Below are 15,600 nucleotides of genomic sequence, written 5' to 3' on the forward strand. Positions count from 1 at the left end.
TGACCGTCACGGCAGGATGAGCCCATGGACACCCGCGCACTGTTCGCCGCGACCGCGCAGTCATTCGTCGACCTGGTCGCCGCGCTGCCCTCCCCCGCCGAGGACGCAGCGCTGTGGTCCGCGCCGGCGCTCGGCGTCTGGGACCTCCGCGCGCTCGTCGGACACACGAACCGGGCGCTCGTCACGGTGGCGACGTACGCCACGGCGTTCCACCACGACGACACCGCCCCGGAGTCCCGACGCAGCACGACGACCGTGACCGACCTCTCCGACGCGGTGGACTACCTCCGGACCGCGACCGGCACGGCGACCGACCCGGACGAGGTCGCCGCGCGCGGTGTCTCGGCCGGCAGCTCGCTGGGCACCGATCCGGCCGCCGCGGTGTCGGCCGCTCGCGACGACGGCCTGGCTGCTCTCGCGGCGGTCCCGTCGGGCGCCCGCATCTCGGTGGTCGGCGGCCTCCGTCTGCCGGTCGAGGAGTACCTGCGCACCCGGATGGTCGAACTGGTCGTGCACGGCAGCGACATCACGCGCGCCGCGGGCGCAGCGGGCACCACGGTCCCGTTCGCCCCGCCGCAGCCAGCGGTGGTCGGCGCCGCCGTGCTGCTCGCCGAGGTCGGGGCGCACCGCGGCGACGGCCCGCTGCTGCTCGCCGCCCTGACCGGCAGGGGTCCCCTGCCGGCGGGCTACTCCGTGCTCTGACCGTCAGCCCCGACGACACCGGCAGCCCCGACACCGGCAGCACCAGCACCACCGACGCCGGCAGCACCATCGACGCCGACCGCACCGCTGACGGCCCGCGCGATCCGCTGGACGGCGCCGTCGACGAGGGCTCGGCGTGCCGCGTCGTCGTCCTGCTCGGACTCGTGCACGAAGGCGGTCGCCCCGCGGACCGCTCCGCAGTAGTCGACGATGCCGTGCTCGATCTGCGTCCGGATCGCCTGCTCGTAGCCGTGCCGCTCGTACGTCCCGGCCGCGTCACCGGCGACCGTCAGCAGGTGCACGGTGAGGCGGCCGAGGTTCCGCCGCGTCCCACCGGCCGGGTCGACGTCGAACGCCCAGCCGTTGACGAAGACGCGGTCGACCCAGCCCTTGAGGAGCGCCGGCATCGACCACCAGTAGACGGGGAACACCAGCACGAGGTGGTCGGTGGCGTCGAGCCGCTGCTGCTCGCGGACAACGTCGTCGGGGAGCGCACCGGTGCCGCGGTAGGCGTCCCGGTCAGCGGGGCCGAAGCGCGGGTCGAACCCCTCGGCGGCGAGGTCGACCAGCTCGACCTCGCCGGGGTGCAAGGCGGCTTGCAGCTGTCGGGCGATGCCCGCCGTGAGCGAGTCCGGGTCGGGGTGGGCGGTGACGATGAGGGTCTGCACGGCCGTCAGTCAAGCGGACCCGGCTGAGCCCGGACCGACGTCGGCGGGTCCGGGCACACTGGTCGCATGTGTGGCCGCTTCGTCGTCTCCGACACCACCGCTGACCTCCTGCCCGAGCTCGTCGGTGAGCTCGCCGCGCGCACCGAGCACGTCGACGAGGACACCGGCGAGGTGCGCACCGGCCTCGCGCCGAGCTGGAACGTCGCGCCGACCGACCCCGTGTACGCGGTCCGGCAGCGGCACGGGCAGCGCGAGCTCCCGCAGATCAGCTGGGGTTTCGTGCCGAGCTGGGCGAAGGACTTCGCCAAGCAGCGCCCGAAGCCGATCAACGCCCGCATCGAGACCGTGGCGACGAGCGGCATGTTCAAGCGGGCCTTCGCCACGAACCGCTGCATCGTCCCCGCGCAGGGCTACTACGAGTGGGTCGTGCGCGAGGACGGCAAGGAACCCCACTTCGTGCACGAGCCCGGCGGCGCGCTGGCGATGGCGGGCGTGGTGAGCGCCTGGCCGGACCCGACCAAGCCCGAGGACGACCCGGACAAGTGGCGCCTGTCGCTCGCGATCATCACGCGGGACGCCCACGTGGCCCCGGGCGAGGTGCACGACCGCATGCCGGCGTTCCTCACCCCCGACGGCTACGACGCCTGGCTCGGCGAGGGTGCCGGCACGGACGACCTGCTCGCCCTGCTCGACCGGGAGTCGCTCGAGGTCGCTGCCGGCCTGCAGCAGTACGAGGTCGCCCGCACGGTGAACAGCGTCCGGAACGACGGCCCGCACCTCATCGACCCGGTCGCCTGACCGTCCGTTCCCCGGTCTGCGTGGACCCACGGCGGGTTGCCCGCGTGGCCGTCCGGACGAGCAGCCAGATCGCGGCGGAGATCACGAGGAGGACGAGCACCAGGCAGATGCTCCAGGCGATGTCGTACCCGATGGGGATGACGGGGTTGTGTACTTCCTGCGCGATCACCGTCGCGGCGGTCCTGGACATGGCGTGTGGTCGACCTTCCCCCTCGCGCCGCAGCCACCCTCGCGACTGCGTGGACGCCGGTCCGTTCTACCGCTGCCGACGAGACCACCACAAGCCCTCCTCGAGACCGTGACCACCCGGTGACACCGCCCCGGCGACGCCGCCGACGGACGGGAGGCCCGACCCCCGCGAGCCTGTCGACTCACCGAGGTCGGGCCTCCCGTCCGGTGCTGCGCGCCTAGCCGCGCCGACGCGGTCCGCTCACCGGCGCGACCATCCGCCGCCGGAGCAGCAGCGCGGCTCCGGCGAGCACGAGGGCGAACGCCCCGAGCCCGAGCCCGAGCAGCCCGGTGCTGCCGGTGAAGGCGAGCGTCGCGACGTGCACGACGGCGGCGAGCCCGGTCGGGTACCGGACGGTGATCGTCGCGGTGACGACCTGTCCGGCGGTGTCCTGGACCGTGTAGTCGGCCGTCAGCGTGCCGTGGTGGTCGCGCTCCGGGGTGAAGGTGACCGCACCGTCCTCGACGCTCCAGGTGCCGGATCCGTCCACGGTGAAGCGGTCGGTCATGTGCCCGGTGGCGGGGTCGAGCAGGTGCAGGGTGTCGGTGTCGAACGTGCTGCCGCCGGTCGGGGTGTCGTTCCCGAGCGGTGTGACGGTCAGGCGTTCGCCCGTCCGGCCGGTGCGCTCGTCGTCGCGGGCGACCGCTGCGGCGACGACCCGGATGGTCGCGGTCGCGGTGGTCGTCTGCCCGGAGGCGTCGGTCACCGTGTACACGAACGTGTCCGTCCCGGTGAAGCCCGCGGCCGGCGTGTAGACGTACGACCCGTCGGCGAGCACGCGGACCGTGCCGTGCTCGGCCTTCCGGTGCAGGCCCGTGGTGAGCGCGGTGCCGTCGTCGTTGCGGAGCAGGCCGTGCCGGGCGTCGACGGCGAGCGGTGTGCCGGCGACGGTGCTGCCGGTGTCGTCGACCGCGGTGACCCCGACGGTCACGGTGACGGTCGCGTCGGTGCGCTGGCCGGCGGCGTCCTGCGCCGTGTACGGCACGGTGTCGACGCCGGAGAACCGCTTTGCCGGGGTGTAGACGAACGTGCCGTCCGCGGCGAGTGTGGCGGTGCCGTGCGCTGCCGTGCCGACGGCGACGACGGTCAGGTCGGTGCCCGAGTCGTTGCCGAGGACGCCGGGGCCGCGCACGGTGACGGGCTTGCCGGCACTCGTGCGGGTGGCGTCGTCGGTCGCGGTCGGGGTGACGTCGATCGCGACGAGGGCGACGGCGGTGTTCTCCTCGGAGTCGTGCGCCGTGTAGGTGAACCAGTCGCGGCCGGACCAGTCGGCGGTCGGGGTGTATTCGTACGACCCGTCCTTCGCGAGCGCGATCCGTCCGTGCCGCGGCTCGACGTCGAGCGACGCCCAGAGCCCGGTGCCGGCGTCGTCGGACAGGACGCCCTTCGCCGCGGACATCCGGACGACGCCGTTCGTCGTCGTGGTGCTCCAGTCGTCGCCGGCGACGGCACCGACCAGGACGACGACGGTGGCCGCGGTGGTCTGCCCGGAGGCGTCGGTCACCTCGTACCGGAAGCGGTCGGTCCCGGAGGTGCCGGCCGCCGGCGTGTAGACGAGTCCGCCGTCGGTGCCCGTGGTGACGGTGCCCCGGCGGGCGTCGCCGTGGCCGGTGACGGTCAGGCCGGTGCCGGAGTCGTTGCCGGTGAGGGTCGTGCCGACGATGGCGAGCGGCGTACCCGCGGGGGTCTTCAGCACGTCGTCGACGGCCGTCGGGGTGACGGTGACGGTGACGGTCGCCGAGGCGGTGCCGCCGGTCGGGTCGACCACGGTGTAGCGGAACCGGTCGGTGCCGGAGAACCCGTCAGCGGGGACGTACGTCACCGTCCCCGCGCCGGTGACGCCCACGGTGCCGTTCGTCGGAGCGCCCTGGGCAGCGGTGCCGACGCCGCTGACGCGGAGCGTGGTGCCCGAGTCGTTGCCGGCCACGGCGACCGCGACCGGGGTGCCCACCGTGGTGCTGGCGGTGTCGTCGACGGCCTTCGGGACGATGGTGATCGTCACGGTGCCGGTCGTGGTGGTGCCGGAGCCGTCGGTCACGGTCACGTCGAACGTGTCCGGGCCGGAGTAGCCCGGCTTCGGCGTGTACGTGTACGAGCCGTCCCGGTCGACCTCGACGGCGCCGTGGTCCGGTGCGGTGTGGTCGGTGACCTGCAGGTCGGTGCCGGTCGAGCCCTGCAGCACACCCTGGTCGGCGGGGACGACGAGCTCGCCGTCCGCGGTGGCGCTCGAGTCGGAGGCGGCGAGGACCGGCGTGACGGTGATCGTCAGGGTGCTGGTCGCGGTGCTGCCGGAGGCGTCGGTCACGGTGACGGTGACGTGGTCGATGCCCGACCAGCCGGCGGCGGGCACGTACGTGACGGAGCCGTCCACGTCGACCGTGGCGGTGCCGGAGGCGCCGTTCGTGACGCCGGTGACGACCAGCCCGGTGCCGGAGTCGTCGGCGGTGAGCGAGGCCGAGGTGGCGGTCACCGGGTGCCCGGCCGGGATCGTGCGGGTGTCGTCGCCGGCGCTCGGGGTGACGAGGACCATGACGACGCCGGTCGCCGCGTTGCCCGAGCCGTCGGTCGCCGTGTACGTGAAGGTGTCCTTGCCGGAGAAGCCGTCTGCGGGCGTGTACGTGTACGAGCCGTCGGCCGCGAGCGCGAGGGTGCCGTGTGCGGGCCGCTGGTCGACGGTCGCGGTCAGGTCGGAGCCGCGGTCGTTCGCCAGGACACCGGTCGCCTTCGGCACGGTCAGCGTCGAGCCGGCGGTGACGGTGGCGCTGTCACGCATCGCCATCGGCCCGACGACGACCAGGACCGTCGCGGTCGCGGACTGCCCGGAGGCGTCGGTCACCGTGTACGTCAGGGTCTCGGTCCCGGAGAACCCGCGCTCCGGCGTGTAGACGACCGAGCCGTCCGCACCGAGGGTGACGGCTCCGTGTGCGGCACCGCTCACTCCCGTGACGGTGAGGCCGCTGCCGGAGTCGTTCCCGAGCAGCGTCGCCGCGGCGACGGTGAGCGGCCGGCCGGAGGCGGTGCCGACGGTGTCCGCCGTCGCGACGGGCCGCACCGTGACGGTCACGGTCACCGGGTCGGTGGTCCGCCCGGCGGCGTCGGTGACCTCGTACGTGAAGGAGTCCGTGCCGGAGAAGCCGGCGGCGGGCGTGTACGTGACGGCGCCGGAGCGCTCGACGACGGCCGTGCCGTTGGTCGGCTTCGTGACGACGGCCGTGCGGAGCCCGGACCCGGCGTCGTTGCGCTGGACGTCGATCGTCGTCGGCCGGCTCGCCGAGGTCGCCGCGGTGTCGTCCTGCGCCACCGGGGTGACGACGAGCCGCACCGTGGCGGTCACGGGCGTCCCGGCGGTGTCGGTGGCCGTGTACGTGAACGAGTCGTCGCCGGAGAAGCCGTCGACCGGCGTGTACCGGAACGCACCGGTGGTCGCGTCGAGGACGAGGACGCCGGAGGTCGGCTCGGTGTGGCTCGCGACGGTCAGGCCGGTGCCGGAGTCGTTGCCGAGCACGCCGGTCGCGCGGGTGGTGCGGGCCAGGGTCTCCCCCGCCCGGACCGTGCCGGAGTCGGCTGCCGCCACGGGGGCGACCACCATGGTCACGGTCCCGGTGCCGGTCGATCCGTTCGCGTCCGTGACCGTGTAGCCGAAGGTGTCCGTGCCGGAGAAGCCGTCCGCCGGGGTGACGGTGATCGAGCCGTCGGCGCCGAGGGTGACGGTGCTGTGCGCTCCGTCCGTGACGGCGGTGACGGTCAGGCCGACGCCGGAGTCGTTGCCGGTCAGGGCCCCCGAGGTCACGACGAGCGACTGCCCCGCGACGGTGGTGAGCGTGTCGTCACCGGTGCTCGGCTTCACGGTGACGGTGACGAGGCCGGTCGCCGGGGTGCCGGAGCCGTCCGTCGCCGTGTACGTGAACGTGTCCTTGCCGGAGAAGCCGTCCGCGGGCGTGTACGTGTACGAGCCGTCGGCCGCGAGCGCGAGGGTGCCGTGCGCGGGCCGCTGGTCGACGGTCGCGGTCAGGTCGGAGCCGCGGTCGTTCGCCAGGACACCGGTCGCCTTCGGCACGGTCAGCGTCGACCCGGCCGTGACGGTGGCGCTGTCGCGCATCGCCATCGGTCCGACGAGGACGGTGATCGTCGCCGTGGTGGTCTGCCGGGAGGCGTCGGTCACCGTGTACGTGAGGGTCTCGGTCCCGGAGAACCCGGCTGCCGGCGTGTAGACGACGGAGCCGTCGGCTCCGAGCGTGGCGGTGCCGTGCGCGGCACCGGTCACCTTCGTGACCGTGAGGCCGGTGCCGGCGTCGTTCCCGAGGAGCGTGGCCGCGGCGATCGTGACGGTCTGGCCCGCCTTGCCGCCGGCGGTGTCGGCCGTCGCGACCGGGGTGACCGTGATCGTGACGACCACGGGGCCGGTGGTCTGCCCGGCGGCGTCGGTCACCGTGTAGGTGAAGGAGTCGGTGCCGGAGGAGCCGGCGACGGGCGAGTACTGCACGGTGCCGTCGGTCCCGACCGCGACCGTGCCGTGAGCCGGCTGGCTGACGACGGCGGTGGTGAGTCCGGTGCCGTGGTCGTTCGCCTGCACGTCGACGGTCACGGGCCGGTTCGCGGGGGTGGTCGCGGCGTCGGCGGTGGCGGACGGTCGCACGGTGATCGTCACCGTGGCCGAGGTCGTCGCACCGGTGGCGTCCGTGGCGGTGTAGTCGAAGCGGTCGGTGCCGGAGAACCCGTCGGCGGGCGTGTAGGTGTAGGTGCCTGCGGCGGCGTCGAGCACCAGCGTGCCGTGTGCCGGGGTGCTCGAGGTCGCCACGCGGAGGCCGTCGCCGGCGTCGTTGCCGAGCACCCCGGTCGCGCGGGTGGTCGTGCTGACGGAGCTGCCGGCGTCCACCGTGGCGGTGTCGTCGACGGCCTTCGGGGCGACCCGGACGGTCACGGTGACGGTGTCGGACTTCCCGTTGCCGTCGACGACGGTCACGTCGAACCCGTCGGTGCCGGAGTAGCCCGGGGCCGGCGTGTAGGTGGTGGTGCCGTCCTTGGCGACCACGACGGTGCCGTGTGCGGGCGTGGTGGTCCCGGCGACGGTCAGGTCGGTGCCGAGGTCGTTGCCGAGCAGTCCGGGAGCGGCGACCGTGGTGGTCTCGCCCGCGGTCGCGCTGATGGTGTCGGCCTTCGCGGTCGGCAGGACGGTGATGCTGACGCTGCCGGTGATGGTCGCGCCGGCGCCGTCCTCCGCGGTGTAGGTGAAGGAGTCCGCGCCGGAGAACCGGGCGGTCGGCGTGTACACGTACGACCCGTCGGCGTCCACCGTCAGCGAGCCGTGCGCGGGGGCGCTGTTGCCGGTGACGGTCAGGCGCGAGCCGCGGTCGTTCGCGAGGACGCCGTCGGCGGCGCCGGCCGTGGCGGTCGACCCGGCGTGCACGCTGAAGGCGTCGTCCACCGCGGTCGGCGTGACCGTGATGGTGACGGTGCTCGTCGAGCTCTGCCCGCCGCCGTCGGTCGCGGTGTAGTCGAACTGGTCCGTCCCGGAGAACCCGGCGGCCGGGGTGTACGCGAAGCTGCCGTCCGCCGCGGTCATCGTCAGGGTGCCGTGGGCCGGGTCGGTGTGCTTCGTGACCGTGAGGCCGGTGCCCGCGTCGTTCCGCAGGACGCCTGCGGCCGGGATGGTGAGCGCGGTGCCGACGGGGGTCGAGTACGTGTCCGCCGTGGTGGTGGCGCGGACGAGCCGCATCCGGTTCGTGAAGGTCACGACGACGTCGGTGCCGTCGGAGCCCACGGCCTGCGGGAAGGTGAAGGCGGCGGTCGAGCCGGTGCCGGACGCCACGACGGTGCCGCTGTTGACGTCGACGGCCTTCCACGTGGTGTCGTAGTCCGCCAGGTCGGCGGTCCCGGCGGCCTTCTGGGTGACCGTGTACTTCTTGCCCGGCGTCGTGAGGATCGCGCCGGCCTTCTGGTCCTGCAGTCCGGTGGCGCTGCCGGTCGTGACGGTGGACGTGCCCTTGCTCGTCGCGGTGATGCCGTCGCCGGTGATGTCGAGGCCGAACTGGTCGCCCGTGTGCCAACGCTGGTCGACACTCGTGCGACCCGTGACCGTGTCGGCGTAGTTGCAGCTGGCGAGGTCGCTCGCACCGAAGTTCCCGGTGACCGGGAAGCTCCGGACCTGGGTGCCCGAGGTGGGGTCGAGCTGGTAGATGGTGGTCGTCGAGACGGTGCTCGTGCCGGTGCCGCTGGTGGTCGTGTTCGAGACGTAGAGGTAGCCGTCCGACGAGAACGCGATGCCGGGGCTGTTCGTGCCCGACGGCAGGGTCGCGATCTCGGTGGTGCCCAGGTCCGTCTGGCCGGGGGCCGTCGGGACGGCCTCCGTGTTGACCCGGTAGACCTTGTCCGCCGCGACGACGAAGAAGAGCCCCTGCGAGCTGAAGGCGAAGTCGCCGTTGCCGGACTTCAGGCCGGTGATCTGTCCGACCTGTCCGATGGCCTTCTTCGTCACGGGGTCGTACGCCAGGAGCGCGCCGGCGTTGTCGCCGTAGTAGTAGTAGCCCGTGACCGGGTTCACCGCGCCGCGGATGATCGTCCGGACCTTGTCGGTGGCGACCGGCGACGAGGCCGTCCCGGTCTTCGGGTCGTAGGACCGCAGCGTGGCGGTGGTGTTGTTGCCCGCGGCGTACATCGCGGTGCCCTCGCGTGCGATGCCGAGGCCGTTGTTCGCCCCGGTGCCGAGGTCGGCGACGTCCACGGTCGAGCCCTTGCTCGTGCCCTGCGTGCTGTCGATCGCGACGACCTTGCCTGCGCTGTTCGAGGCGTACAGCGTGTTCTGGTCGCAGACGAAGTGTCCGCCGTCCGTCGCCTGCACCGCGGCCGAGGCCGGAGCGGTGGTCGCGACGGTGGCCGCCGTGCTGAGCCCTGCGCCGACGAGCAGTGCGGCGCCGAGCATGGCGAGGGGGCGGAGGCCGGACGTGCGGCGGGGCACGGCGGAGCCCTGGGGAGCAGGCAGCATGGGTCACTTTCGGGTCGAGACAGCGCGCCTGGCGCGTTCGAGGACCCGAGGGACTCGGGGAACGGCAGCCGACGCCGATCCCGATCCTGGCAGGAAGCTGAAGCCGTATGGGGACAAGCAGAGTCCCCAGTAGGGGGGACCAGTGTCAGACGACGGGGTACACGCCCCCGGACTGGGGACAGGACACCGGGCCCCCGCGGGCCGGTTCTGGCCCTGCACCTCGTCCCCGCTCCGGCTCGCCTCCCCCGGCAACGTCGAAGCCCCGCCGGTGTTCCGGCGGGGCCTCGGTCATGCTGTTCCGGAGGTCAGGCCTCCGGGTGGTGCTTCGCTTCTGCGTGCTCCGTGTCGGGTTCGGTCAGTCGACCGGTCGGATGACGGACGGGAGCACGATGTGCAGGCGCTCGGCGAGACGCGACTGTGCGTCCTCCAGCGAGCGGAAGTCCCCGACGTACTGGCCGAACGTGTCGGACACGAAGTAGTGCCCGTCCCGCTTGTCGACCGTGCCACCGAAGTAGCCGCCGTAGTTGGCGGACCAGAGGCCGGTCTCGACCTCGGTCCACGTGAGCATGGCGCGGGAGGGAGTGTGGGCCACCTGGGCCTCGAGCACGGCGATCGTGTCGACGGTGTCCGTGTCGAGGGTCACCTCGACCTGGTGCGCGTCGTGGCTGATGATCGTCATGGCCCTGCTCCTTCACGTTCTGGGGTACATCTGCTTGCGGGATCAACGGTACGGGGGACGTCCCCGCCCCACCAGCCAGCCCCGTGCATTCACGGGTTCTCCTGATCCGCGTCGGTATCGAGCCCCGGAAAACCGGGACAACACGTCACGTTTCCGGGGTACAGGGGACAAAGCGGGGTACTCGCGATCTGGACGAAACGCGGCGGACGTAGGCCGGGCCTCCCGTGCGGAGATCCGCCGGCCGGCGGACCCGGCCTGGAGGCCCGCCCCGGTAGCGTCACTCCCCGTGACCCCTGATCGACCGGACGACCGCGTGCACGACGTGCCGTCGGCGCCCGTCGGCCGCATGGCCGGGTCCGGCAACGCCCTGCGGCGCCACGGCAGCACGAGCGCGCACGCGACCGGGCGGAGCTGCAGCGTCGCCGGGGTGCTCGCCGTGGGCTACGGGGTGGCGGTGGTCCTCATCGGGTTCTGGGGCACCCCGGTCGACGCACGCGTGCAACCGCTGCTCGCCCGCGTGGTCGCCGCGGCACAACGACGCGGAGCGCCGAGCTGGTTCGGGTACGAGCTGTTCGAGTCCCTGGCCAACGTGGCGTTCTTCGTGCCGCTGGGACTGCTCGTCGTGCTGCTCGCCGGGGCCCGCTGGTGGTGGGCCGGCGCGGCGGCGGGGCTGCTCGTCGGCGCCGCCATCGAGACCGGCCAGGCGCTGTTCCTGCCGGCACGGTTCGCGACGATCGACGACGTGGTGGCGAACACGATGGGCGCCGTCGTCGGGGCGCTGCTCGGAGTCGTGCTGCTCGGGGTGGCCGCGCGGCGACGGCGCTGACGGCCGCTCGCGGCTCATCCACTCGAGGGCGGCTCAGCCTCTCCGCACGTGCCCCCGCCTACGGTCGATGCATGGCCTCGAACAGCACCCCGATGGTGGAGCAGCACATCGCCGTCTTCGGCGGGAGTGGCAGCGGCAAGACCGTCCTGCTCTCGTCGTTCTACGGCTCCGCCCAGGAGCCGAGCGTCCGACGATCGAACCGGTTCGCCGTGACCGCCGAGGACCGTGCACAGGGCCGCACGCTGCACCGCAACTACCTGGGCATGCGCGACGGCGACACCGTGCCCAGCCCGACCCGGTTCGCCTCGACCTCGTACCGCTTCGTCATCGAGCCGTCGGCGGACTCCCTGCCGAAGGGCCGGTCGAGGCAGAAGGCGATGAAGCCCCTGCGGATCGTGTGGCACGACTACCCCGGCGAGTGGTTCGAGGAGGATCCGAGCTCCGCCGACGAGGCCGCGCGCCGGGTCGAGACCTTCCGGTCGCTCCTCAGCGCCGACGTCGCCGTGCTGCTCGTCGACGGGCAGCTCCTCGCCGAGCACACCGGCGAGGAAGAGCGCTACCTGAAGGCCCTGATCACCGACTTCCACACCGGGCTCTACGCCCTTCGTGACGACGTGCTCGAGGACGGCAAGCGGCTCACCCGCTTCCCGCGGATCTGGACCCTGGCGCTCTCCAAGGCGGACCTGCTGCCCGACATCGACGTCGAGGCGTTCCGGGAGCTCGTCATCGGCAAGGCCGGCGGGGAGCTCGACGAACTCCGCGACGTGCTGCAAAGCTTCGTGCAGGACCCGGACGCACTCGACGTCGGTGAGGACTTCCTGCTGCTGTCGTCGGCGAAGTTCGAGCCGGGGAACATCGACGTGACGACCCGCACCGGCGTGGACCTGCTCCTGCCCATCACCGCGATGCTGCCGTTCGAGCGCTTCGCGAAGTGGGCGACGACCCGGCAGCGCGGGGCGCAGGTAGCGGAGCAGCTGTTGAAGTTCGTCGGGCCCGTCGTCGGGTTCCTGGCGACCTCGCGCTACGGCAAGTCCCCGCTCGTCGGTGCGGCTGCGGGCTGGATCGGTGGCGGCATCGGTTCCCGGGCCGTCAGCTTCGCCACGAAGCGCGTCGCGAAGATCAAGGACGAGGCGGTGGCCGAGCAGGAGTTCACCTCTCGCGTGCTCGCACGCTTCGCCGAGGACCTGGACCGCGGGGTCGAGCAGCGCGTGCTGCGCCGGGGTGAGTCGTGAGCTTCATCTGGGCGACCCGGGGTCGCACGTGGGGCTTCCGGTTCCTGTCGACCGAGCAGCCAGGGCAGGACCCGCTTGCCCGCTACGAGCAGGCGTTCGACGGGGTGCGTGACGTGCCCGCCGTCGTCCGCCGTCGTTCCGGGATGCTCGCCGTGCGCTTCCCCGATCCTGAAGGGCGCCGGGACCGCTCCGGGCGGCCCATCCCCCACGAGTTCGTGCTGACCCCGCCGCTCAGCGACTCGGTGCGGTCCGTCGATGACGCGGTCGCGCAGGTCTGGCCGCTCGTGCGGGAGCGGTACGCAGAGGTGTGGGAGTTGCCGAAGGCGCCCGCCGCTGTGTCCGACGTGTGACGGCCAGCCGAGAATCCTCCGCGTGCACCTACCAGGAGGCGCAGTGTCCGTCCGCCGGACACCTCACCGCCCTACGGTCGGCGTGTGAACCCGAATCGCAGACAGTACCGTCGTCCCTCCGCTTTCCCCTGGTGGCTCTGGGTGGTCGCGCCGCTCGCCGTCATCGGCGTCGTCGGCATCCTCCTCGTCGTGACGTGACGTAGCCCCCTGGACACGACGAGACCCCCGGAGCCTGACGGCTCCGGGGGTCTCGCTCAGTGAGCTGTAGCTCAGACAGTCTCGCGCTGGCGACGGACCGAGCCGCGCACGACGAGCAGGCCGCCACCGAGGACGACGGCGCCACCGGCGACCCAGAGGGCCAGGGTGGAGACGGTCGAACCGGTGAAGGCGAGGGAACCGTTGGTGCCGTTGGCAGCCGTGCCCGTGCCGTTGCCAGCGCCAGCAGCAACGTCAGCCGGGGCGATGGTGAAGGACGCGACGCCGACGACACCGGAGGTGGCGCCCGTGGCGGTCAGGTTGTAGCTGCCCGAGCCGCCCACCGGGAGGGTGACGCGAACGGGGAGCGAGCCGTCGGCGCCGGCCGTGTAGGCCTTCGAGACGGTGGTCACGGGCAGGGCGCCGAGCGTGGCGTCGTTGACGCCGGCGCCGGTGATCTGGACGTTGACCGTCTCGTTGTTCTGGAAGGCGCCTTCGCTGAAGTTGATGACGACGATGCCACCGGCGACGTAGTTGCCAGAGATCGAGACGTCCGAGTCGGGAGCGTAGCCAGCTGCGTTGGCAGCGGCCGGAGTTGCGAGCAGTGCGGCGCCAGCCAGCACGACCGCGGCGATGAGCTTCTTCATGAAGTGGTTCCCCTAGTGATCTGATCCGACAGACCCTGATACCAGAGCCCTGCCTCCGCAGATGTCAATCCCCCCGTGACCACAGACATGGCACGTGCGATTGGCGAAGTTCCCTCAATGTAGCGGATGTTCACAGAGTGTTGCCACCCTTCGTGCAACGAATTCGTGAACAGGGGCTGGGTCATCTCCCAGCGAGCAGGTGCTCGCGAACGCCTGTGCGTCGCGCACCTCATTCCCGAGACGGAGAACCCCAGGTCACGAGGGCCATGACGTTCACGACGCCCATCTCTTGTGGAGACCACGGCACCAGCTGTATCCGCTAGGAGCTTGCTCAGGCCAACCAGCACCCCCGGATTGGGGGCACGATCGCCCGCGTAGTTCGGCGAAACGCCGTCTCACCATGCGAGGAGAGCGGTCATCGAGTGCCCTACAGTCCGCGCACTTGCCGCCGTCAGCCGACCGGGACCGGCTCGGCGCAGTCGAACTGCAGCGGCTCGACCTTGGTCTGACGGACGCCGGGCGTCGACTCCGCCTGCACTCCGGCCTTCGCGAACTTCGCCTCCCCGAGGAACGCGACGCGGAAGGTCGTGCTCTGGCCCGGCGCGAGCAGCGTCTGGATCTGCGCCACCGGATGCTCGCCGTCCGTCGCGGTCTGCAGGGCCGCGCCCTTGCCGTCCTGCGAAGCCCCGAGGTAGATGCCGTTCTTGGGAGCGTAAACCGCAACGAGCGTCTTGATCTTGCCGGGTTCGGTGCCGAAGTCGCCGCCACCGGTGACGTAACGCGGAAGGCTCGTTGCAGCGTCGGCGGGTGCCGTGTTCTTCAGCGTCACCTCGACGACAGAAGTCGGACGGCCGTCCTTCCGACAAACTGAGCTTCCGACCGAAACCTTCTTGTCGAGGTAGTAGTCCATCTTCGCGGCGGTGCCGTCGTTGAGGTAGACGCCGAACTCGCGTGTCTCCGCCGACGCGGTCGGCAGGGTGCCGGCAACCGCAGTACCAGCGATCTGCTTCTGCTCCGCTTCGTCCGCGCTCCAGAGCCGGAGTCGCCCGTCCTTCGTGCCGTCGGTCAACGCGCCGATGAACGCCTTGGTGTCGAAGCCACCGCTCGACACCTTCTCGAAGACCGCGCTCGCCGCCGACGCGAAGAAGGCATCCTGCACCGCCGGGTCCGGGTACTTGGCGTAGACGTCGCTGAGCAGGAGCTTCGCTGCGTTGTCCGACGTGAGCGTGTCCCCGGTCGGCAGCTGCACCGGACCGGTCGCCCGGAGGATGTAGCCGAGCGTGACGGGGTCGATCGCCAGGACACCATCCACCTGCTGCCCGAACTTCTGCTTCCACATCTCCCGGGCGAGCGCACCCGTGACGTCGAAGCGCGGCGTGAGGTTGACGTCCTGCATGTACCGCCCGGTGATGTCGCCGTACAGGCTCGTTGTTTCTGGAGACAGCGGCAGAACCGGCTTTTCGTAGGGCCCGAAGGACGAACCCGCAGCCTGGTTGCCGAGGCTGATCGCCCCGTCCTTCACCTGCAGCAGGGCGACGGCTCCCGGGATCCCCCCACCGGCACGCAGTTCGGCGTTGTTCTGGAAGAGCAGGACGTAGTCACGGTCGCCGTCGTGTCCGAGCATGGCCGGCGCGAGCTGAACGACCTTGTTAGCTGTGGCAGCCTGCTGCGAGACGGGCTCAAGAGCATTCCGCAACCGGTTGACCGCAGAAGTCACAGGCGAGAGCGTCGAACCAGTGTCAATTGCGTCCGCCCTCGTAGAGGCCACCTGCAGGGACTTGGTCACCTCCCCGATCAACGGCTGCACATCGATGAGGCGCTGCAGGTCAATCCGCCCGTCCTTCGGTGCGAAAGCGTCTCCACCGATATCTCCGACAATCCCAACGGCCGGCTGCACTGTCCCTGTCGCCACGTCATCCACGACTGCCGCGATCTCGCGCACCGCTCGGAGGTTCGAGCCGAAGAACGGAGTTTGCTGCGCAGCACTCCAAATCGGGTCAGCAGTCAATCTCCGCGCCGATGACGCATGGTCTACCAACTGCTCTGCTGTTCGCCGCGTGGCGGCATCATCCCCCTCAGCAATCTCAGAGCGGAGCGAGCTTACGAGCGCGACCGATTGCTCAAGGTGGCGCTTTGCGAGCAGTCCCCTTGCGCCTACCCAGGCGACAGCGAAGATCAGCAGCAAGACGAGCGCAAGGACGATCCACAGCACGATCCGGGCCCTGAACCCACGTCGTGCAGCAGTGCGTCGCGACTCGGGCAGGTCGGACATGTGGCAATCCTAGGGTTGGT

11 protein-coding genes are annotated in these 15,600 nt (G+C 71.6%); 5 read left to right on the top strand and 6 right to left on the bottom strand.

The window, feature by feature from the left end:
- Nucleotides 1-24 precede the first annotated feature (24 nt).
- Entirely contained in the window at nucleotides 25-702 is a 678-nt protein-coding gene (locus DEJ16_RS02720; protein ID WP_110823483.1) for a maleylpyruvate isomerase N-terminal domain-containing protein, read from the top strand.
- On the opposite strand, the gene DEJ16_RS02725 is transcribed toward DEJ16_RS02720, so the two are convergent.
- Entirely contained in the window at nucleotides 687-1,370 is a 684-nt protein-coding gene (locus DEJ16_RS02725) for an NAD(P)H-dependent oxidoreductase (protein ID WP_110823482.1), read from the bottom strand. The two genes, DEJ16_RS02720 and DEJ16_RS02725, sit on opposite strands and share 16 nt — an antisense overlap.
- A gap of 66 nt (nucleotides 1,371-1,436) precedes the next feature.
- On the opposite strand from DEJ16_RS02725, the gene DEJ16_RS02730 reads away from it, so the two are divergent.
- The gene (locus DEJ16_RS02730) at nucleotides 1,437-2,168 is read left to right on the top strand and encodes an SOS response-associated peptidase (RefSeq protein ID WP_110823481.1); all 732 of its coding nucleotides are present in this window, start codon (nucleotides 1,437-1,439) and stop codon (nucleotides 2,166-2,168) included.
- Here DEJ16_RS02730 and DEJ16_RS02735 read toward each other — a convergent pair.
- From DEJ16_RS02735 to DEJ16_RS02745, 3 genes are all read right to left on the bottom strand, one after another.
- A complete protein-coding gene (locus tag DEJ16_RS02735) occupies nucleotides 2,149-2,358 on the bottom strand; it encodes a hypothetical protein (protein ID WP_110823480.1) in 210 nt (69 codons plus the stop codon). The genes DEJ16_RS02730 and DEJ16_RS02735 overlap by 20 nt on opposite strands.
- Nucleotides 2,359-2,575: 217 nt before the next feature.
- Entirely contained in the window at nucleotides 2,576-9,352 is a 6,777-nt protein-coding gene (locus DEJ16_RS02740) for an Ig-like domain-containing protein (RefSeq protein ID WP_181419421.1), read from the bottom strand.
- Between the two features lie 382 nt (nucleotides 9,353-9,734).
- Complete coding sequence (locus DEJ16_RS02745) at nucleotides 9,735-10,058, bottom strand: hypothetical protein (RefSeq protein ID WP_110823478.1); 324 nt, start codon at nucleotides 10,056-10,058, stop codon at nucleotides 9,735-9,737.
- 286 nt (nucleotides 10,059-10,344) lie between these two features.
- On the opposite strand from DEJ16_RS02745, the gene DEJ16_RS15650 reads away from it, so the two are divergent.
- The 3 genes from DEJ16_RS15650 (at nucleotide 10,345) to DEJ16_RS02760 (ending at nucleotide 12,466) form a co-directional block, all read left to right on the top strand.
- On the top strand, nucleotides 10,345-10,884 hold the full coding sequence (locus tag DEJ16_RS15650; protein WP_181419422.1) for a VanZ family protein: 540 nt from the start codon (nucleotides 10,345-10,347) through the stop codon (nucleotides 10,882-10,884).
- 71 nt (nucleotides 10,885-10,955) lie between these two features.
- Nucleotides 10,956-12,116: an ATP/GTP-binding protein gene (locus DEJ16_RS02755; protein WP_258365778.1), complete on the top strand. Its 1,161-nt coding sequence runs from the start codon at nucleotides 10,956-10,958 to the stop codon at nucleotides 12,114-12,116.
- Nucleotides 12,113-12,466, top strand: coding sequence for a hypothetical protein (locus DEJ16_RS02760; RefSeq protein ID WP_110823477.1), 354 nt, complete (start codon nucleotides 12,113-12,115; stop codon nucleotides 12,464-12,466). The genes DEJ16_RS02755 and DEJ16_RS02760 overlap by 4 nt, the downstream gene beginning before the upstream one ends.
- A gap of 269 nt (nucleotides 12,467-12,735) precedes the next feature.
- Here DEJ16_RS02760 and DEJ16_RS02765 read toward each other — a convergent pair whose 3' ends face one another.
- Together DEJ16_RS02765 and DEJ16_RS02770 are read right to left on the bottom strand one after the other, a co-directional pair.
- Complete coding sequence (locus DEJ16_RS02765) at nucleotides 12,736-13,308, bottom strand: sortase (protein ID WP_110823476.1); 573 nt, start codon at nucleotides 13,306-13,308, stop codon at nucleotides 12,736-12,738.
- Nucleotides 13,309-13,759: 451 nt separating this feature from the next.
- Nucleotides 13,760-15,580 carry a DUF4012 domain-containing protein gene (locus DEJ16_RS02770; RefSeq protein ID WP_110823475.1) on the bottom strand — a complete coding sequence of 607 codons (1,821 nt, stop codon included), beginning with the start codon at nucleotides 15,578-15,580 and terminating at the stop codon, nucleotides 13,760-13,762.
- Nucleotides 15,581-15,600 lie beyond the last annotated feature (20 nt).

The organism is Curtobacterium sp. MCJR17_055 (assembly GCF_003224335.1).
Taxonomy (GTDB): Bacteria; Actinomycetota; Actinomycetes; order Actinomycetales; family Microbacteriaceae; genus Curtobacterium.

What these genes read in the sequence shown, in the direction of transcription:
- DEJ16_RS02770 (WP_110823475.1), bottom strand. Translation starts at nt 15,580, where the DNA reads ATGTCCGACCTGCCCGAGTCGCGACGCACTGCTGCACGACGTGGGTTC.
- DEJ16_RS02755 (WP_258365778.1), top strand. Translation starts at nt 10,956, where the DNA reads ATGGCCTCGAACAGCACCCCGATGGTGGAGCAGCACATCGCCGTCTTC.
- DEJ16_RS02730 (WP_110823481.1), top strand. Translation starts at nt 1,437, where the DNA reads ATGTGTGGCCGCTTCGTCGTCTCCGACACCACCGCTGACCTCCTGCCC.
- DEJ16_RS02765 (WP_110823476.1), bottom strand. Translation starts at nt 13,308, where the DNA reads ATGAAGAAGCTCATCGCCGCGGTCGTGCTGGCTGGCGCCGCACTGCTC.
- DEJ16_RS02735 (WP_110823480.1), bottom strand. Translation starts at nt 2,358, where the DNA reads ATGTCCAGGACCGCCGCGACGGTGATCGCGCAGGAAGTACACAACCCC.
- DEJ16_RS02745 (WP_110823478.1), bottom strand. Translation starts at nt 10,058, where the DNA reads ATGACGATCATCAGCCACGACGCGCACCAGGTCGAGGTGACCCTCGAC.
- DEJ16_RS02720 (WP_110823483.1), top strand. Translation starts at nt 25, where the DNA reads ATGGACACCCGCGCACTGTTCGCCGCGACCGCGCAGTCATTCGTCGAC.